We start from the raw sequence: 26293 nt of genomic DNA, 5'->3' as shown, positions 1-26293 counted from the left end.
AAAGGAACGATGAATAATGTTTCATCTATCACGGCGAGTTGAATTCTCAGCCGCTCATGTCTATCACGTACCCAGTTGGAGTGAACAGCAGAACAAAGAGGTTTTCGGAAAATGCAGCAATCTTCATGGACATGGACATGATTACAAGCTGGACGTTGTCGTTCGAGGAAAGCTCAATCCGCAATCGGGTATTGTGGTGAACACCACCGATATCAAAAACACAGTCAATGCCATGATCGAAGAAGAGCTGGATGGCAAATTTCTGAACCGCGAGCATGACCACTTCCAACACCATATGCCTACTACCGAAAACATGGCGCTGTATATCTGGGACAGATTGAATGAACAGTTTGACGATTGTGAGCTGCAGCAGATCAAGCTGTATGAGAATACAGAGCTAAGTGCAGAAAAGGAGCGACACGCCTTGCCTAGATTAACGAGAAAATATCATTTTTGCGCCTCTCATCGACTGCATAGTCCTTTGTTATCCGATGAGGAGAACCGGCAGCTGTTTGGAAAATGTAACAATCCCCATGGACATGGTCACAACTATGTACTCGATGTAACTGTCCAGGGTACGCCTGATGCAGATACGGGCATGATTATTCATTTGTCGGAGCTGGATAGCATTGTAGAACGTGAAGTGCTGGATCGGTATGACCACCACCATCTGAACCTGGATGTAGAGGATTACAAGGATCTGAACCCTACGTCCGAGGTTGTCGCTATGGTGATCTATAACCTGCTGAAGCCGCACCTTCCACAGCTGTATCGCATTGGACTATGGGAAACGGATAAAAACTACTTCGAATACTACGGATCGGGAGCGTGAAGCATGCTGACCTACTCCGAATCCTGTTTTAAAGGAAAAGTCATTGCGGTGACGGGCGCGAGTCGCGGTATTGGACGTGAAACCTCACTGCTATTAAGCCAGCTGGGGGCAAGTCTCATTGTTGGATCACGCAGCAAGCAGGAGTTAGACACATTAGGGAAACAGCTCAAGGGTCCTATGCTTTCGTTGCAGCTCGATGTGACGGAAGAATCGTCGGTTGAGCGTTTTGTAGAAGCAGGCACGGCCCACTTTGGAAGTATTGATGCGGTTGTGCATTGCGCGGGACTCGGCACCTTCGCTCCCCTTCTGGAAACGTCCACGGAGGACTTTGATCGAATGATTGCAGTCAATCTGCGCGGCAGCTTTCTGGTGAATAGAACCTTCGGGAAACATATGGCTGACAAAGGCTCTGGCAAAATAGTCAATCTCATCTCCATCGCCGGTAAAGCTGCACTGCCTGGATGCGGCGGGTACTCGGCCTCCAAATACGGGCTACTCGGGTTGTCCCGCGTGCTTCAAGCGGAGCTGCGCGGCAAGGGGGTCGAGATCATCTCCGTACTTCCCGGCGCTACAGTAACTCCATTCTGGGATGGCATGGAAAGCACGCCCGATCTAACAGGTATGATTCCAGTAGAATCACTGGCCCGTCATATCGTCTATCTCCTGACTCAGCAGAAAGGGGCCTACATTGACGAGATCACCATTATGCCTGTACTTGGCATCTTGTAAGAGGAGGACGCCAGGCAATTATGGATAACTGGTTACAAAAAATATTTGGTCGGAAGCACGCCACAGCCATATCGGATGCTTCTTCCGATGCCGAGCCTTTGCCTTCGCTGTATGCCTATCACCAGCAGTTCATACTGGAATGGCTGTTCAAGCGTATGAAGCTTGAATTACAGAACAGCCACACCAACGAAGAGCGCTCCGGTGAGGATTTGTCTCTTAGCCCCGTGCAGCTCACAGCAGAAGAAACTGCCCAGCTGGAATATTTGGCTTCCAGCCTGTTCAACTGGCTGGGCAAAAATGATGATGTATATCTGAAACTGAGGCAGCTCAAGCTGGGTCCCGTCTATATGGATCTGATGCTCGCAGTATATGAGGACGTTCGTGAGTATACTTATTTGTTTGCAGACAAAACGCAGAAGGAAACGGCTGCTACGGAATCGGCGCAGGAAGTATGGCATGTGTACCGTGATGTCATCTATGCGGCGACACAGCAGAAATTCAAACTCATTCAGGCAGAAGAAATCGGGCCATACCGACAAGGCACATTGATTCTTGAAGTGCCGATTCAAGAGCGATCGGACATCCCTCGCGCCAGGGAGCTTGCTAAGGAACGTCTGCTTCTCACGGGACAGCCTCTCTCCAGAGTAATGAATAAGCTGTTGCTTATCTCTGAAGCAATCACCAATATACTGAAGCACGCCAGTGAAGGAACGCTGAGTATCGTCCAGACGCCTGAGGATATTCACGTATTCGTAGCAGATAATGGACCAGGCTTTGAACTGAAGCTGCTACCCTATACCATCCTGATGGAAGGATATTCTACCAAAAATTCGTTAGGGCAGGGATTCACGCTGATGTTAAAGATGGCGGATCAACTGTTACTGGCAACCTCTGATCAGGGATCAACCCTGATTTTAATTTTTCACGAAGAAGGTGCAACTCATTGAAACTACAATCAAATACTGAAGTTATTGAACGCATGCTGCGAATGTGCAAGCTTGTCGATCCGTTCTGGGATCGCTGGCAGATCCACGGCATGCCGATGCAAGAGATCACTGCTGTACGAAATACCCTTCATTCCGTTCAAGATTGGACAGCCGGATGGACTGACGTATCCCGCCGTTGGGAGAAAACAGCGAAGGAGCACAGACAGCGCCAGCAGCTAGCTGATGCGGAAACGGCTTATCGCACCGCCTCTCTGGCTTCGAATCTTGCGCAGTGGCTCGACCCGGAAAGAAATGGCAACAAGTTATACAACTACAGGGAGTGTATTCGTCTGGCTAAGCTGGCAGATGTCTGTTCACCTATTGAAACACGTTATATGGAGCTTACCGTAGATAGACGCTTATGCGCTGGCAGAGTGAGAATTCCCAAGAACCCGATCGGTTCAATTATTCTGGTGAATCCGATTGATTCCAACAAGGAAGAGATGCATACATATGAGCAGGACTTTCTGAATTCCGGCTATATTACACTCAGCTTTGACGGACCCGGCCAAGGAGAAACGTTTGTCATGAACCAATTGAGAGGAACCCAAAATACGTGGGAACAATTCATTAACGGAGTTATCGCTCTATCCGCCAGACTATGGATTGATCTGCCCATTTATCTGTTCGGTACAAGCCTTGGTGCCACTTGGGCGCTGTACGGAAGCAGCCATGCGTTTGTTCAGAAAACGGCTATCGTCAGCCCAGCAGTAGAATTCGATCGTATGCATATTCCTTCGTATTTCCTTCCTCGAATGGGGTTCAGCTGCTCGCTGGACATGGAAGATATGGCCCTGCCCTCCGTTCAAACGATGACCTTTCGCAAGCCGATCTATCTCTTCCACGGCCAGCAAGATTTAATGGTGCCTAGTCAGGAGATTTACAACCTGTTTGATCGTTTTCCAGAAGGTAGAAAATTGCGAGAGTATGCTAACGAGGGACACTGCTGCAATCTGCAATTAAACGAGATTCGGAAAGAAGTTTGTGACTGGTTCGCGGCCTCAGGAATGGATGAGGTAAACCGAATATGAATTCTCGTAAACTATGGTTATCACGGCTTCTATCACCGATAAATCGACATTTGGATTTTCAAAACTCACTGCAGCGAAAGTTTTTATCCCGCATCTTTATCGTGCTGCTCATTATTTTCCTGCTTTCGGGGGCCACGCAGTTTTATTTCATTCACCGGCTCATTGAGCAGGAGACTCGCAATCAGGCATCAATGGTGGCAAGCAGCGTCAATAACGGGGTTCAGGAGACACTCGTTGCCTCCGCTGCGATTGAACACCAGATTGATCTCAAGCTTGTTTCGTATGCACGCCATATATCCGAGATATTAAAGGATACACCTGTGGATCAGATTACCGAAAAGCAACTGCAGGCTATTCAGCACAAGCTGCAAATCGCCGGTATCACTCTCTTTGCTGCCAAAGGAGACGATGTCGTGGGCATCGCGTCTACAGACCCGCAGGAGGTAGGCTTCAGCATGCGAAAAATCGGCTTTTACGAAGCTGCTGTAACCTTGCTGGCTGGCGGCAAGCCTCCTGTGCCCGGAGCTACACTGCTGGAGAACAACATCATTGTATTGCCGATCGCCCAATCGGCCACACATGAACAGGCACCGACGTTTTACAAATTTGCTTATTATCATCCGCTAGGTGAGAGCTACGGTATCAGTTTATTTATCGAAGCCAATGAAGTGAATCAATTTACCAGTGAGACTGGCCCGGACGCCTGGATGTCCAAGATCCGGCAGGATAATGCTTATGTTGCAGAAACAGCCATTCTGACACCCAAAGTATATGTAGATCCTTCCTTGGAGAACAACATCTATCCTCCTGTTAAAAAGGTTGTAAGCGGGGAATTCAGGTATCAGTCCGCCAAGGACGAGCGCACGCTCAAACAGATGGCAGAGCACCCCACGGTGCAAGGCTATACCGAGCAAGTGGAAGGACGAAAGCTATACAAAGCCTATGTGCCTATGGATTCAGGCCAAGTTATCTATATTGCGCTGGACGAGGGTAAAATCAGCAACCCGCTCTATCGGAATTTGCTCATCTCGATCCTGTTCAGCTTTCTGTCATTGCTCGCTTTATTTATGCTGACGGCTCGTTTTTTCACACAAATCTATAAATCCATTCAGAAAATCATATCCCAGATTAAAGAGCTGGAGCAGGGCAACCTGACCATACGCAGTCATCTGAAGGATAAGGGCGAGCTGGGTGACCTGTCCGGTACAGTCAATACCATGGCGGAATCTCTGCATCAGTTGCTGCGCTCTACCTACGATCATGCAACCATTATGCAGCGCATGTCGGTCATGCTGGAAGCGGAGGCCGATCAGTCGGTAGATAAGGCACTCTACCTGTCGATTAACGCCACAACCGAGATCAGATCTTCAACAGCCGAGATTGAGTATATTCTGGAGCTGATGAAGGAACGGGTACAGGCTCAGTTAAATGAAACGGAGTCGAACGAGATTGTGCAGCATATCGACGAAATTCGTAACGTCATTCAGGACAAAACGAATTCTGCGACCGTTATCTCCATTACCTTGTCCGATCTGCTCAAATCACTGCACAAGCAATCCAGTGAGCTCTCGGAACGATCTCAATCCCTGCTGAAGAAGCTGGGCAAATTCAAATTTCATTAATACATCCAAGGAGGTCATTCAATGCATCTACAAGTTGAAACGGTCTTCGAGGAGTCCGAATATACGATCATGCTAAAAGGATTGGTGGATTACTCTACCATTGATCAGTTTTCCTTCCATCCTCCAGAGCAGACCTCACAAATTACTCTGGATCTGAGTGAGGTTGAATTTATTGATTCTACCGGAATTGGCACGATTCTCTCCGTCATCCATTATGCTGGCGAACGACAGATTGGTGTCGAGTTTGAAGGTTTGAATGACGCAACGCAAGAGCTGTTTGAGACCCTGGGAGTTTTCAAAATTATGGAGGCTCTTTTGAGGGAGAGGTGTTAGCGATGAAGGGTTCTAACATGGAGTCAAGTCAAAGGATACATGAGCAATCTCAAGATGCGGTGCTGTTGCGTGAAATACATCTGGCGAAAAATATTCAGCAGCGATTGTTGAATGGCGCGAAACCTCTGTTATCGAATGGTGCGATATCGGGGATATCGCTGCCGGCACGCATCATCGGCGGAGACTATTTTGACTTTTACCCGCTACCGGATGGGCGCCTCCGATTAATTATCGGTGATGTCATGGGTAAAGGAATTCCCGCTGCGATGCTGATGATTCTCACCCGGGGAGCATTCCGCAGTGCTGCCGAATCAACGGCAGGACCTGGAGAAACGTTAACCGCCATGAATAATGCCTTGTATGGCGATCTTCGAACGTTGAATTCCTTCGTCACAGTATGCTGCGCAGACTGGGACCCCTCTTCGGGACAGTTCATCTATGCGAATGGTGGTCATAATGCCCCTATTCTGGTGAGAACAGATACCGAAGCAACAGAGCTGCCCACGTTGAATGGCATTATGCTGGGTGGTTTGCCGGGGCAAGCTTACGACGAGAAAGAGATTCACTTGAAGGCGAGTGACCTGCTGTTCTTTTATACCGACGGCGTGGTCGAAGCTCAGAATCGGGCGAGTGAGATGTACAATCTGGAACGTCTATTATCTCTGCTGCACAGCCATGCGGACAAGCCCATTGCCGAGATCGAGAACACTGTTGTCCGCACACTGGAGGAGTACACCGAAGGATTGCCACAGCGAGATGATATAACCATTGTCATGCTCAAGATGGGAAACCATCTGGGTGAAGATTTGAGCGATACCGCACCATAAGGGATGGAATATTCAAGTCAAGCACGATGTAGCCACAGGCATGTAAGGGTTAAGGAGGAAACACGATGGGCAAAAAGGTAGTTGCCAAGGGCAGAAGCATTCAGGAGGCCGTAGCTATAGCACTGGATTTACTTGGGGCAAATAAAAATGATGTGGACATCGAAATTTTGGAAAATGAACGAAAAGGACTGCTGGGGATGATGGCCAAGCCGGCAGTTGTTCAGGTCACTACAAAGCACGCTGATCCCGCAGCGGATAAAGTACCACCGAATGAAATTTTAGAGCAAGCAACACTTGGGCAGCTTGCCAGCTCTATAGAACTGCTGCATACGGATGACGATGCTGAAACGATTGATGCACTGCAGATCACCGATCACAGCGGGGAGCGTGATTTAGCTGGTATGGTATGGGTTCAGGACGGCATGGTGTTCAGCGAGTCCGCAGAGGATAAATTCCCGGTGATTGCGCCTGGGGAGGGCGTAACACTTCTGAGGAACGGTCAGCTTATTGAAGGTGCAGCGATTGTATATGATCAGGACCAAGTAACCATTGAGATTGCGGATGAGGTCGTTGACCCTTTTTGGGAGATCACACTCTCCGAGGATCGTATGGAAGCAAGGCTTTTCGTGAAGCCGGGGTATCACATTCTTAAACGCATTCTTGATAAGGACCCGTCCAACTACGTTCTTGTCGAGATGGAGGAAAAGCGAGTACCGACGGTGATCAGTGATATCGAGGTCATGAGCAAGCTGAGACAGCTCAATGTCGTGCATGGAATCGAATACGATCAGATTGCCAACGCCTGCTTCAGCGAAACGGAAGGCACTTATGTTATCGCTCGGGGCACACCCTATACCGTGGGGAAACATGGTTATTTTATGCCACTTCAACAGACCTTTATTGTCAAAGGTGTCAAAGAACGCTCCGACGGAACAGTCGATTATCGCCATATTCAGGAATTCCCCTCGGTTGACCGCGGTCAAATTATCGGCGTGGCTGCCCCGCCAGAGGCAGGCTATCCAGGCATCACCGTTACCAACGAACCTGTACTCCCGCCGGAAGTGTACCCTGTCGAACTGAAAGCAGGCATAGGGGTTGAACTTGCAGATCAAAACAAAATGGCCGTAGCTCTGGATGCGGGGCACCCGGATATTCAACAGGTTGGACATCAGGCCCGAATCTCCATCATTCCCCGGCTTACCATCAACAAGGATATTGATCTGGAGACAGGTAACATCGACTATATCGGCAATATCGAGATTCTGGGTTCTGTTCAAGACGGCATGACCGTGCAGGCGGATGGCAATATTTTTATCAGTAATCATGTGAATATGTCCACCATATCTGCGGGTCAGTCCGTCATCATTGAGAAAAACATTATTTCCAGTGTAGTGACCGCGGGAAAAAGCAGCATCATCAAGTTGCAATTGCAGGAACCTCTGCAAATCGCAGTCATTCAGATGAGACAAATGACAACAGCAATTCAGCAGCTATCCACAGCGTCAGCCTTCAAGGCCTCCTCCTTTGAACGAACAGGACTCGGGCCCCTGCTGAAGATTTTGTACGACGGAAAGTTCAAGGCACTGCACAATGCTGTTACAACAGTCGTGCAAACGATCGACAATCATGCAGACATGCTCGGACCCGGCTGGAAGCAGCTTCGCACCCGACTTGAGGAGGGTTTTCTATCCAACCACTTCTCCAACCTGAATTCAGCGGAGGACATCATCTTTATGATTACGGCTGCAGAGGAGCTACTGGAAGAAACGAAGGACACCTCGGCGAAGGATCGTTTCATCCGTACAAGTTTTGTTCATAATAGCCAGCTCTACTGTTCGGGAGATATTCTCGTTACTGGCAAAGGATTATACAACTCCAAGGTTCATGCAAGCGGGCTTGTGGAAGTCAAAGGATATGTTCGCGGAGGAGAGATTTACGCCGAGAAGGGAGCTATCATTGATCAGGCCGGAACCAAGGGCGGAACACCCACCCGAATCAGAGTGCCTGAGCACGAAACCATCCGCATAGGAATGGCGATGCAGGATACACGCCTTCAGATTGGCAGCGCGGCGTATACGTTCACCGATACAATTCAGGACGTGGTCGCATCCGTCGATAGTGATGGCAGGCTCATTTTATATTAAGTAAAAGGGGAAAACCGATGTTTAATTATGCACTTATACAACATGAAGCTCAGATAACCGTAGCCTTGCAAGGAGATATTGATCTGGATGTTACTGAGGTGCTACAGGAGGAAATTGCACCGCAGCTTGTTCCCCCGATGCAGGTTGAATTTGATTTCACAGATGTGGCCTTTGTTGACTCTTCTGGCATCGGATTATTGATCACTTTGATTCAAGGCTTGAAAGAGCGCGGTCAAAAGGTTCTCATTCGGCATGTGAAACCGGAGGTACAGTATATTTTCACGTTGCTTCAGCTGCCGCTCATTCTGGGGGAAGATGTATTCGATGACCAGCCGCAAGATTCAGAGGAGCGGGATTCAGAGGAGCAGACCCCGTTCCCAGACGATAACGATCATACAGCTGACCTCACGGAGATCGCATCAGAAGGGGATGACACCTGTGATGTTTAACATAAGCAAGGTAATTCAAAGGGTGGCTAAGCTTCTACGGCGTAAACCTGAATCTGCCGACAGCCAGGAAGCCTTCTTAGGAACAGACGGGGATACGTCCAGAATGCTACAGCTTCTGGAGGGACTCCCAGGGGGGCTGGTTACGGTGAATGCGCAATGGATTATCACGCATTGGAACGCGGGGGTGGAGAAGCTGACAGGGGTAAACAGAGCACAAGTCACGGGCAGACCTCTGCACAGTATGTTGCCTGGATTGCTGCCCACGTCAGCGTATACCCAGCTTCGAAGTGCATTGATCTCACAGCAGCGCACACGGTTTGAGGTCTTCTGGGACAAACGCTCCACCTGCTGGCGAATAGAGGCCATCCCCTTCCATAGCGGATTGGTATTATGGATCGAGGATATTTCCGAGCTAAGGCATGCCCGGGAGCAGAAGGAGAACATAACGTACTACGATCCCTTGACAGGACTAGGCAATGCCCTGTTACTACGCAAACATGTGGAACAACAATTACAAGTACAGTCAACGAAAAGATATTCATCTGGACCATCGGAACGTACCTCTTCCGTAATATCAGACCCAACCACCTCTCCCCTGCATGCACTGCTGCTGCTCGATCTGGATTACACAGACGAGGTGTTGCAGCTATCGGGATATGAGGCGAGAGGCACACTAATGAACAGAGCGGCACAACGTCTCAGGCAGCAAATGACAGATCACGATGCGCTATATCGTTATGATGAGAAGACGTTAGCCATGCTGATCTCCAGACCGGATGACGTGCAGATGAAATGTGCTATACACCATATACTACAATGGCTCGAAGCCCCTTTTGTGCTGCAGGATGAAAAGAAGACGGTACAAGTCGCCGCAGGCCATTCCCTTGTAACTCCAGCGGTTCGCCGTCCAGATGATCTGCTACTGGAAGCCTACATCGCCCTGAAACGCGCCAGAACTAGCGGCAGAAATACATCCCCTACCTTGGCCTTCGGCTTTAGCTCCAGTTCCGGCTCTACTGTTGCTGCTAAGAGTAAAGACTGGCTCCACCAGCAATCATCTGTGCTGCTGTTGAAGGAGCTGAAGCATGCCAAGGCACGCGGCGAGCTGTCCCTGCACTATCAGCCACAGGTGGATGCTCAAACAGGATGCATCACTGGCAATGAAGCACTGCTGCGCTGGCACAATCCAGTCCTTGGACATGTATCACCCGGAGATTTTATTCCACTTGCCGAAGAATCCGGCCTGATCGTAGCTATAGGTTACTGGGTGCTGCGCACAGCTTGTATCCAGAACAAACGATGGCAGGAGGAGACCGGGCTGGACTCGATGCGCATCGCCGTCAATGTATCGCCCCGCCAATTACATGAGCCCGGATATGTCTCTATGGTTCGGAAGGTGCTGGAGGAGTCTGGACTTGAACCGCAGGCACTGGAACTGGAGATTACCGAAGGTATGACGCTGGATGTTGCACGGACCCTGCCCATCTTACAGGAGCTGAGAACATTAGGTGTACGCATCGCCATTGATGACTTCGGCAAGGGCTACAACTCCATGCGTTATCTGCAACAGCTTCCTATTGATACGTTGAAGATTGATCGCTCCTTTATACAGCACTGCGCCTCCAATACAAAGGATGCCGCTCTTGTGCGGATGATTATCTCCGTTGGACAAGAGCTGGGACTTCGAGTTCTAGCCGAGGGTGTTGAGGAGCAGGAGCAGATGAGTCTGCTGTTGCTGCATGGCTGCACACAGGCCCAAGGTTATCTGTTTAGCAGACCTGTCCCGGCGGCGGAATGGAGCTCCACTCTGTCGACACTTCAAGCATCACTGGAGCCATTCCAAAGCACAGGCGGTCAGTCCATCATGTAGCTGACCGCCTTCTTTATAGGATCTGATCACATCGCTAGAGGCGATACTTTCTTTTGACATAGTCGATATACTGTGTGCGGGTCAAAGCCCACGTTTTCTGGCAAAATTCATCATACGTCGTGTCCTCAGATAATCCAAATTCCTCGAATGCCTGCTTCCGCTCCTTCGCATACTGCGGATGAGCTAAATCCCTCTCGTACATACGCTCGGATGGCGGACCAAAGCATTCGGTGGTCAGACCCGCGTAAGCTCCGTGATTCATAAAATTCCGATTCAGCTTGAAGGTCGTTTGCTCCTCTGGTTTATGTAAAGTGCCCAAGCCCCAGCTCAAACGGACTACACGCTCATTCGTCAAACTGGCTGTCGGTCCATAGCCTATAGGGAACAGGATATCCTTTTCCTCCAATGGCTTATGGAACACAAGCTCATATCCTCCACGTAGAAAGGAATCATCCATTACAATCCTTGTCGTCTCCGACATAGGGGCAGCCAAAATATCCTCCAGGGAAGGGGATCGCTCTGTGGTTTTCCATAAGAAGGGTCTTACAAACAGCGGCATCGTCATGACCGATCTCCAGATGCTCTGCTCGGCAAATAAATGATCCTTCTCCATCTGACGCAGATTGCCAATCACAAGCACGTACCCGTCTGTATGCAAATCCAGCTCCACTCTGAAAATATCACCCGGCACCGCCTGATAACGTTGGTTTGGCATATGTTTCAACCGATCCAGCTTGCGGTTATAGTCATCAGGCACGGTGCCCGGAAACTGCTCCAGCCAGGAGATGATCTCCTCTTTGCAGGTCATATGAGCACAATCGGAGATCGGTAGACTCACGCTGTTGCGGCTATTGTACGCTGTAACGTAGCTCTTGCCATCATGCGATCTGATGCCAGCGGAGAACGTAACTCCTTCTGCCTTGAAGCCGGATACCGTTGTGTAGGTCAGCTTTTTCTCCTTGCCTCTGCCCGTTTTCGGTATCACAAATTGCCGATCGCGCACCTCAATGTGCACATCCTCCTCCATATAACTCTCGGGCAGACTCGATATTCGTTTACGAATAATGTCTCCATCAAAATAAACATAGTAACCCTGCTTGATGTCTACCCTATCCCAGTGCGGCTCAACGGGATCAAGTCCAACATATGCGCGGTTCTCATTGCTCAGCCATGCGTCCACAAAAAAACTCCCTTCCAAAATCATACTGCCCTGTCTTCCTGATTAGCAATCGTCCTCTAATTTAGGCACAAACGGGAACAGGAACGGAGCTCCTTGCTCTGTGATCTCACCTCGTATCGGATTATATTGGGTTTCAGGGTTGTGTTAGTCAGCCCCGCAATCCAATTTCACCACATCACATCACGCCCCGCTCCAGCACCCCATGCTCCACCCGGTTACGGCCCTTCTGCTTCGCCTGATACAGTGCCTTGTCTACCGCATCAAAGAGCTGGATCAAATAACCCTCGCCATCCTCGGGCACATCCTCATACGTAAAATCCTCAATCGACAAAATGCCGATACTCATTGTAATAGATACACTGCCGATCTCATGGTTCACAGCCATCCGGTTGGATTCAACGGCCTTCCTTACACGCTCCGCAATCTCTATCGCGAGGTCATGCTCCGTATGCGGCAGGTAGATCATGAATTCCTCTCCACCGTAGCGAGTGAGAATATCCGTACTGCGTACAGAGCCACGGACCGCCTCTGCGGTACGTACAAGCACTTCATCGCCAATGACATGACCATAATGATCATTAATCGCTTTGAAATGGTCGATATCCAGCAGCATCAAGGAAAAAGGCGTTTTATATTGCAGGTTCGTGAGCACTTCATGATTCAGATGCTGCGTCAGGTAGCGGCGGTTATAACACTGTGTCAGGCTGTCGGTGAGCACCAGCTCCTCCAGCTTGCGATTGGCCTCAGACAATTCCTGACGAATCCGATCAAGCGCCTGATTGCGCTCCTGCAGCGTCTCGTTCTGCCGGTGCATCGTTCTGGCATAGAAGCGCTCCTGTGACACATCCTGAAATGTCAGCAGATACCCGATAGGTATAAGCACAGCATCTAGAATCGGAGATGATTGCACAATGAAGTGGCGAGCTGCCTTTTCCTGCTCCATGATCACTTCGATCTTGGAAAATATATTTTTTTTCATCCGATATTCGTTCAAAAACAGGTCGGCTTCTACCCGATCCTCGACATGTACTCCGGCCAAAAATTCCTCCATATTCCACATGTCGCCCACATGTCGCTGGACAAAAAACTTGGAGGCCTTGTTCACCTCTACAATAACTTCGTTCTCATCCAGCACCAGGATGCCATACGGAATCGTATTAATGACGTCTTCATGAGCGATGGAGACAAGGTCGAAGACGTTGTACCTTTTGATGACATATACAAAGAACAGGTCGGACAAGAAAATTCCCAAGGACGTCAGGCCCGGAATAATGGGCAGCCAGCGGCTCAACAGTACATTAAGAACGGCATCAAGTGTCGCAAACATCGCCAGAACAAAAATGCCCCATAGGGTGATTTGGACCTGCTTTTTAATCATGACGGGTGTCTTGGACGAGAATACGGCCCGAAACATAATCACAAGTGAGACCAGGAAATAACTCACCAGAATACACATGACCACCCAGAACCAAGGACCGTAAGCACGGTCGATATAACCACCATCCAGCGGCATGACAAAATCATGCCAAGGGTTCGCCACAACCCCAATCGCCCCGATCACAGCGGGCACAAACAGAAGCACAAGCCTGGAATTACTCAGCCGCTCTGCATAACCCGTAATAAACAGCGTCAATAGCAGCCAACCACTCCCCAGTAGAGAAACTGCAACAAAAGCGAGCAAAACATAGAACAACTGCAGGCCCGGATTATCGGTTAACGTTACCGCAAACTGACAGAACGGCCACATCATCATCAAACTGTGAAACAAAAAATAAACCTTATGTAAGCTGGTAATTCTAGCCGTAACAAACACATACACGCCCACACCGAACAATAGTACGAATAACGAAAGGTCATACCACACTAATGGGTTCACGTATCTTCTCCTTCTTGGATGCGACAATCATTCCATGGTTAATCAGGAATCATTCCGACATGTTGCCATACGTCGATACTTCAGTAAAATCAATGTATATAGGACACAACTACTACGCTTCTATTTTTCTATTGGTTAAATTACCCATATCGTACCACACCCCTGATACGCTGAGTAGCCCATTCACTGGAAGCCCGACCAGCCTCTGATTGAAATTACGATCTATTTTGCACTTTTATGAACGATTTTGAAGGCTATACATCAAAAAACGCCCAGCCTTCAGCTGAGCGTCAGCAAAAGATAAGCATCTATTGATTGAAAAGTAAGCTTTAACATCGGCAACCTCGCTTATGTCCGTACTGCTTCTACATTACTTTTCTTCGTAATCTGTCCATGACTTGCTCATGATTCTGAATTCGGAATCCTTGCTCACACCTCATGATCGACGCCTTAATCCCGCTTCACTGTGCTTTCAGCAATGGCTCATTATCCGAGAACAGGTCTGGATTATCTCTCAACATCTTCGTAAGCACCTCGGTTGTTCTGGAAGCATCACATACGCTGGCGACGGCATCGCCGAAGCTTCCTTTATGCATGGCACCTGCTTGAACCAGCACCTCATCTACTTTCCAGAAATGCTCTGACCAGGATAGTCCGCAATGTCTGCGTGAAGGTACGGAAATTTTAGTTCCATCTGGCAAAACGGTGTACAGCATCTCATGTTCATCGGTCATTCTTCCAGGAATATCTACCCATTCCTCAATACCATGTATAAACGTATTCCGTTTCAGGTCCACGCCCACCAGCAGAATCGTCGCTTTGCGATCGAGCAGCTTGCCCCATGCAGAACCACGTGCACACGGGGTATCGAAGAGATGATCGTCCTGTGTGAACGCACGCGCATCTTTCCCTAAAGCGGCTACAGAGTGAGTCGGATGCCAGGAACGGACAACGTTAGCACGCTTGCGGAATAACTCCGGCAGAATGCCAACACAGCAGGAAGAAGTTTCCACGTGGAACAATGGGTTGTCTTTGTTAATGGTCGACCACGTATGTGTAGGCAGCACAAGTAGCCCGTCCTTCATATAGTCACTGAGCGCATCCAGCACGGTATCTGCACCGCCCTCCACATCGCCCATACTCTTCATGGAAGAATGCATCAGCAACGTACCGTGGCGATCTATGCCCAGCGCATCCAGCTGAGCCGTCAGACTTTCATATGTATGTGTCATCTTGGAATAACCTCCTTTCAGTCATTATAGCAAAATAACAGCATAATCAGGACCACCCGTCCAACGGGTGGTTTCCGGCCAAACCACACTATATTCGTACAATCCGTGGTGTTGGCTACAAATTCAATGACAAACCTATCGAGGTGGAGATGGCTGATTAGTCTGTTAATTAGTCAGATGTCGATACGACAAAAAAGCCGGGGGAACCCCCCGGCCTTACAAACGAGCTTATAAACATATCCATGTACAAATGCAATTGATGCATCCTGATTACTTGATAATAACGTACTCCAGGTTCACCAGCTTCGCATAGGTTACGACCTGATCTGTTGTCAGATTCAGCGATACCACCGTGTGATGTCCGCCACCATTTTCGATCCAGGCTTTCACTCCGTCCTGGAAGTTCGGCTTCACGGTCCACAATACACGTGCGACTGGCAGATTTGGAGCTGGCACCGTTGGCTCGAAGGCCGATACTTCGTTGATCAGCAATTTGTAATGCGTACCGAAGTCTGCCATGGATACAACCACACCTTCTCCAGCTTTGCCGTCAAATACGAGACGAGCCGGGTCTTCGCGATCGCCAATCCCCAGTGGAGAAACGATGATTCTTGGTTTGGTGCTGGCGAGTGTCGGGTCAACCTCAAGCATATGAGATTGCAGAATGGCTTCCTGACCTGCTGCCATTTCATACGTGTAATCTTCCATAAAGCCTGTGTTTTCATTGTGGGCCATAATTTTCAGCAAACGATCCAGTGCGGCTGTTTTCCAGTCCCCTTCACCCGCGAAGCCGTAGCCTTGCGCCATCAGGCGTTGTACAGCCAGACCTGGAAGCTGCTTCATGCCGTGCAGGTCTTCAAAGTTCGTTGTGAACGCCGTGTATCCACCGTTATCCAGGAAACGTTTAATCGCAATTTCATAGCTTGCCTGTACACGTACGCTGGCTTCCCATGCTTCCTTGCTGTTAGTGCCATAATCGAACTCGTACAGGTCTGCATATTGCGAGATCAGCTCATCAATTTCTTGCTCGGTTACATGGTTCACGTACTCTACAAGGTCACCAATGCCATAGTAGTCTACCGTCCAGCCAAACTGGATTTGAGCTTCTACTTTATCGCCTTCGGTCACACCTACGTTACGCATGTTGTCGCCAAAACGAGCAACTTTGATATTAAAGCTCTCATTGTACGCAACCGCTACGTCCATCCAGTCCGCAACCTGCTGCTGCACTTCCGGGCGCTCCCAATAGCCAACAACAATTTTGTTTTGTTTTCTCAAACGGGCATTGATGAAGCCATACTCGCGGTCACCGTGCGCCGCTTGGTTCAGGTTCATAAAGTCCATATCAATCGTTGCCCATGGAATGCTCTCGTTATATTGCGTGGCCAGGTGAAGAAGCGGCTTTTGCAGCAATTTGGTACCGCGAATCCACATTTTTGCAGGTGAGAAGGTATGCATCCATGTGATCACACCTGCTACCTCGTCACGGTAGTTGACCTCTTTCATAATGCTGGTGATTTTATCTGCGGTTACAGCCAGGTCCTGCAATACAAGCGGGTAAGGCAGTACGCCACTTGCATTGAGGGCATCTGTAATTTTCTGTGCGTTCGCTTTAACCTCACCAAGTGCTTCTTCTCCGTACAGATGCTGTGAACCGACAACGAACCAAAATTGTTTTGCTGCTGTTGCTGACATGGAATCATCCTCATTTCGTTAGATTATAGTTGGATAAATTGCGTTACACCGGGCCACTGCGATTGCAGTACCCTCTTCCGAGTCGCTGGTTACCCTCGGATTTCTTTTACTCCCCTCCTAAGGGGGAAATCCGATGATAAACGCGAACGCTTCACTTCTTCAGATTGGTTCTGCACTCTCCGTTAATTGGTGTAAATTCACTTCTGCCCGTAGTACGCGTCCTTGCCGTGTTTACGAAGGTAGTGTTTATCCAGAATGCCTTGCGGCAGCTCTTTCGCAAAATTGTTCAGCTGACGAGCGTACAGGTTCATTTTGCACACTTCCTCCAGCACAACACTGTTCACCACAGCTGACTTGGCGTCCTTGCCCCATGTAAAAGGTGCATGACCATGCAGCAGCACTGCCGGAATCGCCATGACATCGAGTCCGCGCTGTTCAAAGGTTTCAATAATAACGCGGCCTGTCTCGGCCTCGTAACCACGGTCAATCTCGACCTGATTCAGGAAACGTGCACAGGGCACAGCTCCGTAAAATGTATCGGCATGAGTAGTTCCCATCACAGGCACATCCAGACCTGCCTGCGCCCAGATCGTTGCCCATGTGGAGTGTGTGTGCACAATACCGCCGATCTCCTTGTAGTGTTTATATAGAACAGCATGGGTTGCTGTGTCCGAAGAGGGTCTCATCTCCCCTTCAACCACGTTACCGTCGAGATCGACGACAACCATGTCGCTGGCTTTCATTTTGTCATAATCGACTCCGCTTGGTTTAATGACGAACAGACCGCTTTCCCGATCAATTGCACTGACATTACCCCAAGTGAACTTCACCAGTCCGTGCTTGGGCAGCTCCAGATTGGCCTCGAATACCTCTTGCTTCAATTGCTCCAACATGTTTAGTTTCCTCCGTTCTCTACCAGATGCTCTACAGCGGCATGCTCAATGGCAAGTCCGCTCCGGTAGCGTTCGATAAATGCTTCAAATCCCTTCACATCGGCTGCTTCCGGCGCCACTTCGACTCCCTCCACATCCTTGAACACCTTCTGCTCCAGGAAAACGTCCAACGTTTCTTGCTCACCTTTATTCTTCAGGTACGAAGCCAGCAAAGCCATGCCCCATGCCCCGCCTTCACCAGCGGTAGACATCACAGATACCGGAACGTTCATAGCTGCAGCCACAATTCGCTGTCCCACCACAGGGGTCTTGAACAGACCGCCATGCGCCAGAATGCTATCAATCGCCACCTGCTCCTGCTCGGTCAGAATATCCATGCCGATCTTGAGCGCGCCGAAGGCACTGAACAGATGCGTGCGCATGAAATTCGCCAGGTTAAACTTGCTTTCCGGGGAGCGGACGAACAACGGACGCCCTTGCTCCAGTCCTGTAATATTTTCGCCAGAGTAGTATCCGTAGCTGAGTAAGCCTCCCCCATCCGGGTCGGCCTCAAGCGCCTTGTTAAACAGCACGCTGAACAGCTTGCCAGAATCGGCCTCCATGCCCATCGCCTGAGCGAACTCACGGAACAATCCAATCCAAGCATTCAGATCACTGGAGCAGTTGTTGGCATGTACCATGCCGACAGGACTTCCATCTGGCGTAGTTACCATATCAATCTCTGGATACACGCTGGACAGCTCCTTCTCCAGAACAATCATTGCAAAAACGGACGTGCCCACCGAGATATTGCCTGTCCGTTTCCGTACACTGTTCGTAGCAACCATACCTGTCCCGGCATCACCCTCAGGTGCACACAGTGGTATCCCTGCGGTCAGCTCTCCTGACGGGTCAAGCAGCTTCGCTCCGGCTTCCGTCAATGCACCTGCATGGTCTCCGGCGAGGTACACTTTAGGCAGCAAATCCTCAACCTTCCATGGATAACCCTTACCAGCAATATGCTCATCGAACTGTTGGATCATTGCCGGATGGTAATTATGTGTGGTCTCATCAATCGGGAACATACCCGAGGCATCGCCAATACCAATCGCCTTATTGCCTGTCAGCAGCCAGTGGATATATCCCGCCAGCGTGGTCAGATAATTGATCTGAGGTACATGCTGCTCTCCATTCAGAATCGCCTGATACAGATGGGCAATGCTCCAGCGCTCAGGGATGTTGAACTGCAGCAGCTCCGTCAGCTCGCGTGCAGCCGCACCTGTCGTTGAGTTGCGCCATGTACGGAATGGTACGAGCATTTCCCCCGCCTGGTCCAGCGCAATATATCCGTGCATCATCGCCGAGAAGCCAATCGAGCCCACTGTCGTCAGCGAAGCACCATACTTCTGCTGCACATCCTGCTTCAACTCACGATACGCCGTCTGCAACCCTGTAATAATGTCCTCCTGATTGTACGTCCAGTACCCATCCTTCAGCAGGTTCTCCCATTCATAACTGCCGGAGGCAATCGTTTCAAAATGCTCATCAATCAAGACCGCTTTAATGCGCGTTGATCCAAGCTCAATTCCAAGCGAGGTCGCGCCCTTGGCAATCGCCTCTTTCACATTCACCTGACTCGTCACTTCCGCATATCCCCTCTCTGGTCGCCATTTACGTCCGAAGAATGGCATCTAATCAGCCGCAAACTATCATACAGCGCAGCTCCACTTACGTTCATGGCTATATTCTATTTCAGCATTCCAAGAATGCGCTTTCCTGTTCTGACAGCCTTAGTATATTTTTTGTACGTACATTTGTCAATGAAATATACAAGTTATACTCACATTACATTTATATGATAAAATACGTATTCACATCAACGCATTTCTGTAAATTTACATCGAGATGATGCTAGGTCTAATCCGATAAATTCACTCCCGGTTGTACGTATCTTTTTGTAAAATGTACGGTTTTGCTTGCAAGTAAAGCGAATCATGCTAGAATATGTACGTACAACTTGAACATTACATCCGGGAATAGAACAACCCTCCCGGTTGTTCTGTGATCGAGTGTTCGGGCCATATCCTTTTCGCCCCGTATCTATAGAAGCTACAATGAAAGAAGTGGACCTTGTGAAGCCTAAATACCAAATCATTATAGACGATATAAAAAGCCATATTTTATCCGGCACATACAGCGTTGGTGAACAGATTCCTACGGAATCTGCATTGCAGGACAGCTATAACGTGAGCCGCCAGACGGTACGGAAGGCTATTTTGGAGCTGTCCAACGAAGGATTTTTACGCAGCGAAAAAGGATCGGGCACTTATGTCAGCCATCAATACCGCTCGCGGACCGGCGGCAGCTCTGCCAAAAAGACCATTGGTGTTATCACCACCTATATCTCGGATTACATCTTTCCATCCATTATTCGCGGTATCGAGCGTCGTCTGAATGAGGACAACTATTCTTTATTGCTGGCCAGTACAAACAACGATGTCGCACAAGAGAAAAAAGCACTTGAAATGATGCTGTCCTACGGTGTGGATGGGCTGATTGTTGAACCGACGAAAAGCAATCTGTACAACCCGAATATCGCGTATTACCTGTCATTTAAGGAGCAGGATGTGCCATTTGCCATGATTAATGCGTTTTATGAGGAATTAGAGGTGCCGTTCTTCTGTCTGGATGATGTGCAATCCAGTTATCTCGCCACCCGTGAATTAATCTCCAAAGGTCATACCCAGATTGGAATCATCGCCAAAATGGACGATCTGCAGGGCAAATACCGGATGAAAGGGTACATCAAGGCACTGGGAGAAGCGAAGCTGCGGTTCACCCCTGAGCATGTGCTCTCGTTTGATACCGCGTCGAAGCCTGATCTGTCCGCAAATGTGACCGCCTATTTGCAGGACAATCGCGATGCGCTTACCGCGATTGTCTGTTACAACGACGAGGTTGGGCTGGAGGTCGTGCATGCCTGTCGGCAGCTGGGTATTTCAATCCCCGAAGAACTGTCGATCATCGGCCAGGACAACTCCTACATTGCCAAAAACGCCAATATCCGGCTCACCACCCTCACTCACCCTCAGGAGCAGATGGGCAACGATGCCGCCGACTGGGTAATCCGCAAGTTGCAGGGCAAGAAGGACTTGCCCGACCAAACCTACTATCAGCCTGAATTGGTGGAGGGTGAGACAGTGAAGGAGATGGAAGTGGAGTAAATTTGCATGTCAAGCAAAACGGCTGCCAAGTGGCAGCCTTTAATTTTTGTGTGTAGTGTGTAGCGGCGGCTCTCAGCCAAGTCATAAGACCAGACAGGCACGACTTAACCGATCTCTATCCCTCATTCGATTAACCGTCCATAGCCTGAAACGTAAGAATGACTGTCGTTCCTTTCCCCTTCTCGCTCAGATATTTGATGGAACCACCAACCTTCTGCACAATGTTGAAGCAGATCATCAGCCCAAGTCCGGTTCCATTCGTTTTGAGCGAGTAGAACGGTGTACCCAGAGCCTTTACCTCTTCCTCTGTCATGCCGCAGCCTTGATCTATAATTTGAATCTCCACCGTTTTCTTCACACGTCTTGCGATTACATGAACCATGGCCCCCGTATCCGAGGCTTCAAGGGCGTTCTTGATGAGATTAATGACAACCTGTTTGAACTCAATCGCATTCATGAGAATTGCACAGTCCTCACCCGCCTGAATATCAATATGCTTGCTCGATAAGGTCGCATACGACCCAAGCAGACTCGCGACGCCTTCGAGCACCTCTCGTACATCCACCTTCTCCACCTGCAGCAGCTCTCGATTAGGTTTGGCAATGGACAGAAATTGAGAAGTGACCTGCTCAACCGTATTCAACTCATCAATCATTAGCGCAAACTTCGATCTATCCGAAGTGTTGAAGTCCGTATTTTCGCGGTAGAGCTGCAGGAACCCCCTTACGACCGTAACCGGATTCCGAATTTCATGAGCTACCGCAGCGGTCAGATGTGCAACCATTTTGAGGCGTTCCGATTGTTGAACCTGTTCCAGATACAACTCCTGCTTTCGTATGCGATCAAAGGTCAGATAGAAAATCAGAAACAGGAGCAGTTGACTGGCAACAATGTTAATCAAATTGCCAACCAAGTCTGTATGTATATAAGCATACGTCGTGTCCTGCTTATGAATATACAACGTCACGATGACCAGCAAGATCACATTCAGACTGAGCGAGATATAGAACAACTTGAAGTCATAGAACAAAATAGCGAGTGCCGGAAGCAGACAGATCATAATGTAGGTTGACCACGTCTGAGGATAGGCTAATGCAAGTGTATAAAAATAGACAAACCCCAGCAATATAATGCTCATTCGAAAAGCAAACGTCTCATAGCGGGGGTAGATGATTAAACATACGGGTATAATTACAACGCATAATAAATGGATTACATAGCTGGATGTAACAGCCTCAAGCTCTGTCGTTGACAAGACTAAACCAGCTACCATTAGCGTGATCATCATAAACATAGATATGTAATACGTTTTCCTGTTCACTGGACTGTGCAATTCTTTCATGCATTCACCACCTTAGTTCATGAATGATTACATATATAGTATTGTAGCTTATTTTCTATATTTTCTTCCACGGATGAGAAATATTTTATTCTAAATTATGAAGCAATACAAACAGGCTACGTGGACGATCAGCCCACGTAGCCTGTTTATTTCACTCTGTTGGTTAACATCCGTTTTCATTCACAATCGGTAACGTTGTTGCTTCTACAAAACATGCTCGATGAACCGTTTGAACATTGCCGCAACTTCTGCCCGTGTAGCTACATTCTTCGGAGCAAAGGTTGCGCCTGCACGTCCGGTCATAATGCCAGTCTCCTGCATGTACATTGCAGCCTGTTCAGCCCAAGCAGCAATACTGGAAGCATCTGAATACGTCAGTTGTGCTTGGCTCAATGTGTTTGCATCCTTCAGCTTCAGGAAATCAGCGAAGCGATAGAACATCGCGGCCAGCTCTTGTCTCGTCACTGTGCGGTTTGGCTCGAATTTACCGCCGCCAACCCCTTGAATAATTCCATTTTGATACGCCCAATCAATATAAGCACCATACCAGCTATCATACTGAGTATCCGTGAATATCCGCGTTCCTTTTGTCTCAAGCGGACCGTAGCTACGTTCGTACATCCGCCCGATGACCGTTGCCAGCATAGCTCGTGTCATGCCTGTATTTGGCGAGAATTGCTGTTTGCCTGTGCCCAGGAAAATCTCACGCTCTGTCACAAACTGAATCGGAGATGCACCCCAATGCCCAGCAATATCTGTAAACGCCTTAGGGTTAGGCTGGAATAGCACGTTAGCCCATGATGGAGCAATATACTTCATCATTCCCGAATCGTCAGCAGCAAAGCCGATGAACAGCTTCTGATTATCTGAAGTGTAGTAATAAGGCAGGCCAGCGTTGGCAGCATTCTGGGTATCACCTTGTTTTTTGGCAAACACTACCTGAATACTGTGTGCAGCCTTCACCTGGCTGAGCGTGTAGCTTGAGACAGCACCTACACTCACGCCATCAACCAGAACATCCGCCACGATATAACCTTCTTGCGGTGTGAACAGGAATGTCTGCGAAGCACCTTGTGCTACTTTCACTGTTCCATTTGGAGAGATCGTTCCTCCTTGCGAGCCAGTTACGGTCACGGTGTAGCTAACACCGCTGGATGCTGCACCACCACTGCTTCCTCCTGCGCCACCACCTGTATTGCCTCCATTGCTACCATTGCTGTATGCAATCGCATACGTCGAGAAGTTCTGAGAGAAAATCGTTAGTTCTTTATCCGTAGGATCAATCATAAATCCTTCTTGTGCTGCCATCGTAGTGGAATACGGCAGTTGATTCATTTTCGCAGCTGTACCTTCGTGATAACGATACAATACCACATCATTTTTGCCTGTGAGGTCCACGGGAACGATGATTTTCAGCAGCTTGCCCAGCGTTGGAAGTGGTACTGTTGTATCGTTCTGAGTCACACTATCCGTCAGCGTTTTAAATAAAGACATATCCAGATACATATCAATGACCCGATTGCCCGCAATAGCTTGAATAGACGAAGCACCGACCGCAGCGCCTGCTTCCTGCTTCTCTACCGTCAGCTTGAATTTCACAGCTCCACCCAGATCCACCTGAGTCTTATCCTCGGCAGTGAATGACGCAGAATCGTTAAACAGATCATTCAGCTTGTCTACTACAACGCTAGGTGTATTTGTACCCTTCACTTCAAGAGCCGTGTTCTTCTTGCCTTCTGGCAGGATAATATACTGGTCTCCAAAATTAAAGTTGCCACCCTTCACAACGACAATCAAGGTAACCAACTGATCTCCTTTAGTGACTACAAGGTTATACGTGCCGTTCGGTACGCCCGTAACCATAAAGTGCCCGTTTGCATCTGTAACAGCTGTGCTGCCAAACTGCACATTTCCCTGTACAACCTTCACCTGTGCACCGGGCACGGCTACAAACGGATTTGCATCATTAATGACCGTACCTTCAATGCTGTATACCTGCTTCTCCCAACGTGCATAGAGCTTCGTATCCGCAGATACTTGTTCATTCAGCTGCCATGGCTTCGTCAGAGCAGTATCCTTGTACCAGCCAACAAAGGTGTACCCGTCACGTGTCGGCGGCTCAGGCATAGTCAAGGTTCCCCCATGGAGGACTTCATCCTGTACATCATAAACATTGCGGTCACCGTCGTTATAATAAAAGGTGAATGAATTGGTCCACTTCGCATATAACTTAACCTTGCCCTCGGTCCCCGAACTGATCTGGGTAATCGGCTCTCCCGAAAAATCACTCTCTCTATACCACCCTGCAAACCTTGCTCCAGTTAAGGAAACCTGTGTAGGTAATGTCAGATCAATCCCTGGATGATATCCCTTCACATCACCACTCAGAATAGTTCCATCATTAAGGTAGAATTCGATTGGATAAAGCGGTTTAATATCGACCAGCGCATAATCCGATTTAAACGATGTCTCCGTGGCCTTGATCCGTACGATATATTCATTAGGTTTAAGATTCGTCACACGACTGCCTGTGATATTTCCCCAAACCTCTGCTTTACGAGACTTGTACTCCATCGTGCTGTCCACAAGCGTAATCGTGCCGTCTTTTCCATTCAGCGTCGCTTCGTCTGTATGGCCGACAGAAGGTGTTTTCGGTCGCGCTGGGATGTCCAATTCCTGTGGGTCACTATCCTGCGTGTTGCCGGGGACGCCTTGCTTCACAATGGATAGCGTAGTATTAAACCAGCTTTCATCAATGGCTATCTCACCGGATGAGTCTGCCGTGATGCTGTTATTGTTAACTAGGTAGATGGCTCCAGGAGCTAAACCTTGCAGGCTTTCATAGATATAGTTAATGCTTGCCGCAGGTTTAGTCTCCTTTTCGAGATTTTCCTCACTGTATTGTGCGTATACAACGGTATCCGTGTTGAAGATGTAATCCGTTGTAATTTTGGTTCCACCGGTTCTAGCGGTATACCAACCTTTAAACGTTAAATCCTCCCGACTTGCCAAAGGTAAAGTTTCAAGCTTACCTGAACCATTCGTTTTCAGGCTTGAGGTATCTGTTTGACCACCACTAGCATCAAAAGTAATTTTACGTGGTGTTGTCAAATGGTATCTGTACTCGGTATCCCCTGACATAGCGTGCTTCACGGTCGGAATAAGTTCAGTCACTACACCGTCCGTTACAAAATTTTGAATTAAATTTTGAGCACCATCATTATAGTAATTTGAAGTGAAGTATCCACCGGTAATACTCCAATATTGTGGGTCCAGTGTACTTCCACTCCAGATGAGCGCAGCATTTTTGTTGTATGTTCCAAGGTATCCACCAGATACGGTTACATATGCTCCCATCCCTGCATCCAATGCTTCAGATCCATCCGCATCGAAATAACCGTATACAACCCCTCCGCTCATCTCGAATTGTGCTCCTGGATCGTGAGCAAACACGCCTTGTCCCGCTCCAATAATACCGCCTGAGAGCAACTTAACCTTTCCATTCTGACCCACGTTCAAGCCAGATCCCGAACTCGAGCTGTTAACATATTTGATATAACCACTCTCTCCAGCAGAGCTATCCTGAATGGTCAATGTTCCTGCCTTGGCAAAAATAGTTGAGGCTTCTTGTGTGTCACCACCTAAGCCGTAAGCATCCCGGGTTAAGTTGAAGCCGTTCAAGTCCAGTGTTACACTTACTCCCGTCCGATCATACGCAATGTTGCTCTCTGTTGAAACGTTAGCAATCAATTGAATTGTTTGTCCGTCAGTTGCCTCATTTAAAGCCTCTGATAAATCCCAATACTGCTTTATCGTTGCTGTATTTACTGCAACATATTCCACAGGCTCCGCTTGGACGCTTGTCCCCCATCCACCAAACAAACTCAGCATCATCACCATAATCATGGTTAGGCTCAGCCACTTTTTCATTGTGTTCACGATTCCGTTGTTCCCCTCTCTGCTCTCTGAATTTGTCCATCATGTCTGATGCCCATTCTATAGGAGGCCACTCGCAAAACACTCGCAAAAAAAGACAAGAATCTACATAT

General features: G+C 48.6%; 19 protein-coding genes. 11 read left to right on the top strand and 8 right to left on the bottom strand.

The features are described 5' to 3' along the window. The first annotated feature begins 16 nt into the window (after positions 1–16). From DFQ00_RS13430 to DFQ00_RS13385, 10 genes are all read left to right on the top strand, one after another. The gene (locus DFQ00_RS13430) at positions 17–832 is read left to right on the top strand and encodes a 6-carboxytetrahydropterin synthase (RefSeq protein ID WP_110896995.1); all 816 of its coding nucleotides are present in this window, start codon (positions 17–19) and stop codon (positions 830–832) included. A gap of 3 nt (positions 833–835) precedes the next feature. Then, positions 836–1561 carry an SDR family oxidoreductase gene (locus tag DFQ00_RS13425; protein ID WP_110896994.1) on the top strand — a complete coding sequence of 242 codons (726 nt, stop codon included), beginning with the start codon at positions 836–838 and terminating at the stop codon, positions 1559–1561. A gap of 20 nt (positions 1562–1581) precedes the next feature. Next, complete coding sequence (locus tag DFQ00_RS13420) at positions 1582–2508, top strand: ATP-binding protein (protein ID WP_110896993.1); 927 nt, start codon at positions 1582–1584, stop codon at positions 2506–2508. Then, positions 2505–3578: an alpha/beta hydrolase gene (locus DFQ00_RS13415; protein WP_110896992.1), complete on the top strand. Its 1074-nt coding sequence runs from the start codon at positions 2505–2507 to the stop codon at positions 3576–3578. Before DFQ00_RS13420 ends, DFQ00_RS13415 begins: the two co-directional genes overlap by 4 nt. 101 nt (positions 3579–3679) lie before the next feature. After that, positions 3680–5200: a HAMP domain-containing protein gene (locus tag DFQ00_RS13410; protein ID WP_208643781.1), complete on the top strand. Its 1521-nt coding sequence runs from the start codon at positions 3680–3682 to the stop codon at positions 5198–5200. Positions 5201–5221: 21 nt separating this feature from the next. After that, positions 5222–5533 (top strand): STAS domain-containing protein, encoded by a 312-nt coding sequence (locus DFQ00_RS13405; RefSeq protein WP_110896990.1) that lies wholly within the window; start codon positions 5222–5224, stop codon positions 5531–5533. Between the two features lie 2 nt (positions 5534–5535). After that, positions 5536–6360 (top strand): PP2C family protein-serine/threonine phosphatase, encoded by an 825-nt coding sequence (locus DFQ00_RS13400; protein ID WP_110896989.1) that lies wholly within the window; start codon positions 5536–5538, stop codon positions 6358–6360. A 65-nt stretch (positions 6361–6425) separates the two neighbouring features. Further along, a complete protein-coding gene (locus tag DFQ00_RS13395) occupies positions 6426–8504 on the top strand; it encodes a FapA family protein (protein WP_110896988.1) in 2079 nt (692 codons plus the stop codon). 17 nt (positions 8505–8521) lie between these two features. Then, positions 8522–8953 carry an STAS domain-containing protein gene (locus DFQ00_RS13390; RefSeq protein WP_110896987.1) on the top strand — a complete coding sequence of 144 codons (432 nt, stop codon included), beginning with the start codon at positions 8522–8524 and terminating at the stop codon, positions 8951–8953. A 22-nt stretch (positions 8954–8975) separates the two neighbouring features. Continuing rightward, complete coding sequence (locus DFQ00_RS13385) at positions 8976–10823, top strand: putative bifunctional diguanylate cyclase/phosphodiesterase (RefSeq protein ID WP_174812195.1); 1848 nt, start codon at positions 8976–8978, stop codon at positions 10821–10823. Positions 10824–10857: 34 nt separating this feature from the next. Here the strand turns inward: DFQ00_RS13385 and DFQ00_RS13380 are convergent, their stop codons facing one another. The 6 genes from DFQ00_RS13380 to DFQ00_RS13355 all read right to left on the bottom strand — a co-directional run bounded on the left by DFQ00_RS13380 (position 10858) and on the right by DFQ00_RS13355 (position 19369). Further along, positions 10858–12003 carry an immunity 26/phosphotriesterase HocA family protein gene (locus DFQ00_RS13380; RefSeq protein ID WP_110897086.1) on the bottom strand — a complete coding sequence of 382 codons (1146 nt, stop codon included), beginning with the start codon at positions 12001–12003 and terminating at the stop codon, positions 10858–10860. Between the two features lie 175 nt (positions 12004–12178). Further along, on the bottom strand, positions 12179–13879 hold the full coding sequence (locus tag DFQ00_RS13375; protein ID WP_110896985.1) for a histidine kinase N-terminal 7TM domain-containing diguanylate cyclase: 1701 nt from the start codon (positions 13877–13879) through the stop codon (positions 12179–12181). Between the two features lie 461 nt (positions 13880–14340). Continuing rightward, complete coding sequence (locus DFQ00_RS13370) at positions 14341–15111, bottom strand: AAC(3) family N-acetyltransferase (protein WP_110896984.1); 771 nt, start codon at positions 15109–15111, stop codon at positions 14341–14343. Between the two features lie 270 nt (positions 15112–15381). Beyond that, positions 15382–16806, bottom strand: coding sequence for an L-arabinose isomerase (gene araA / locus DFQ00_RS13365; RefSeq protein WP_110896983.1), 1425 nt, complete (start codon positions 16804–16806; stop codon positions 15382–15384). Positions 16807–17003: 197 nt separating this feature from the next. Further along, positions 17004–17699: an L-ribulose-5-phosphate 4-epimerase gene (locus tag DFQ00_RS13360; protein ID WP_110896982.1), complete on the bottom strand. Its 696-nt coding sequence runs from the start codon at positions 17697–17699 to the stop codon at positions 17004–17006. A gap of 2 nt (positions 17700–17701) precedes the next feature. Further along, positions 17702–19369, bottom strand: coding sequence for a xylulokinase (locus tag DFQ00_RS13355; RefSeq protein ID WP_110896981.1), 1668 nt, complete (start codon positions 19367–19369; stop codon positions 17702–17704). Between the two features lie 441 nt (positions 19370–19810). On the opposite strand from DFQ00_RS13355, the gene DFQ00_RS13350 reads away from it, so the two are divergent. Beyond that, entirely contained in the window at positions 19811–20902 is a 1092-nt protein-coding gene (locus tag DFQ00_RS13350) for a GntR family transcriptional regulator (protein ID WP_110897085.1), read from the top strand. Positions 20903–21032: 130 nt separating this feature from the next. Here DFQ00_RS13350 and DFQ00_RS13345 read toward each other — a convergent pair whose 3' ends face one another. Next, positions 21033–22244, bottom strand: a complete 1212-nt coding sequence (locus tag DFQ00_RS13345; protein WP_110896980.1) for a sensor histidine kinase — start codon at positions 22242–22244, stop codon at positions 21033–21035. A 204-nt stretch (positions 22245–22448) separates the two neighbouring features. Further along, entirely contained in the window at positions 22449–26174 is a 3726-nt protein-coding gene (locus DFQ00_RS13340; RefSeq protein ID WP_244213838.1) for an InlB B-repeat-containing protein, read from the bottom strand. Between the last annotated feature and the right edge of the window lie 119 nt (positions 26175–26293).

Source organism: Paenibacillus barcinonensis (genome assembly GCF_003217495.1).
Lineage (GTDB): Bacteria > Bacillota > Bacilli > Paenibacillales > Paenibacillaceae > Paenibacillus > Paenibacillus barcinonensis.
The sequence above is the reverse complement of the archived record's forward strand: the minus strand, read 5'-3'. Positions and strand labels throughout refer to the sequence as shown.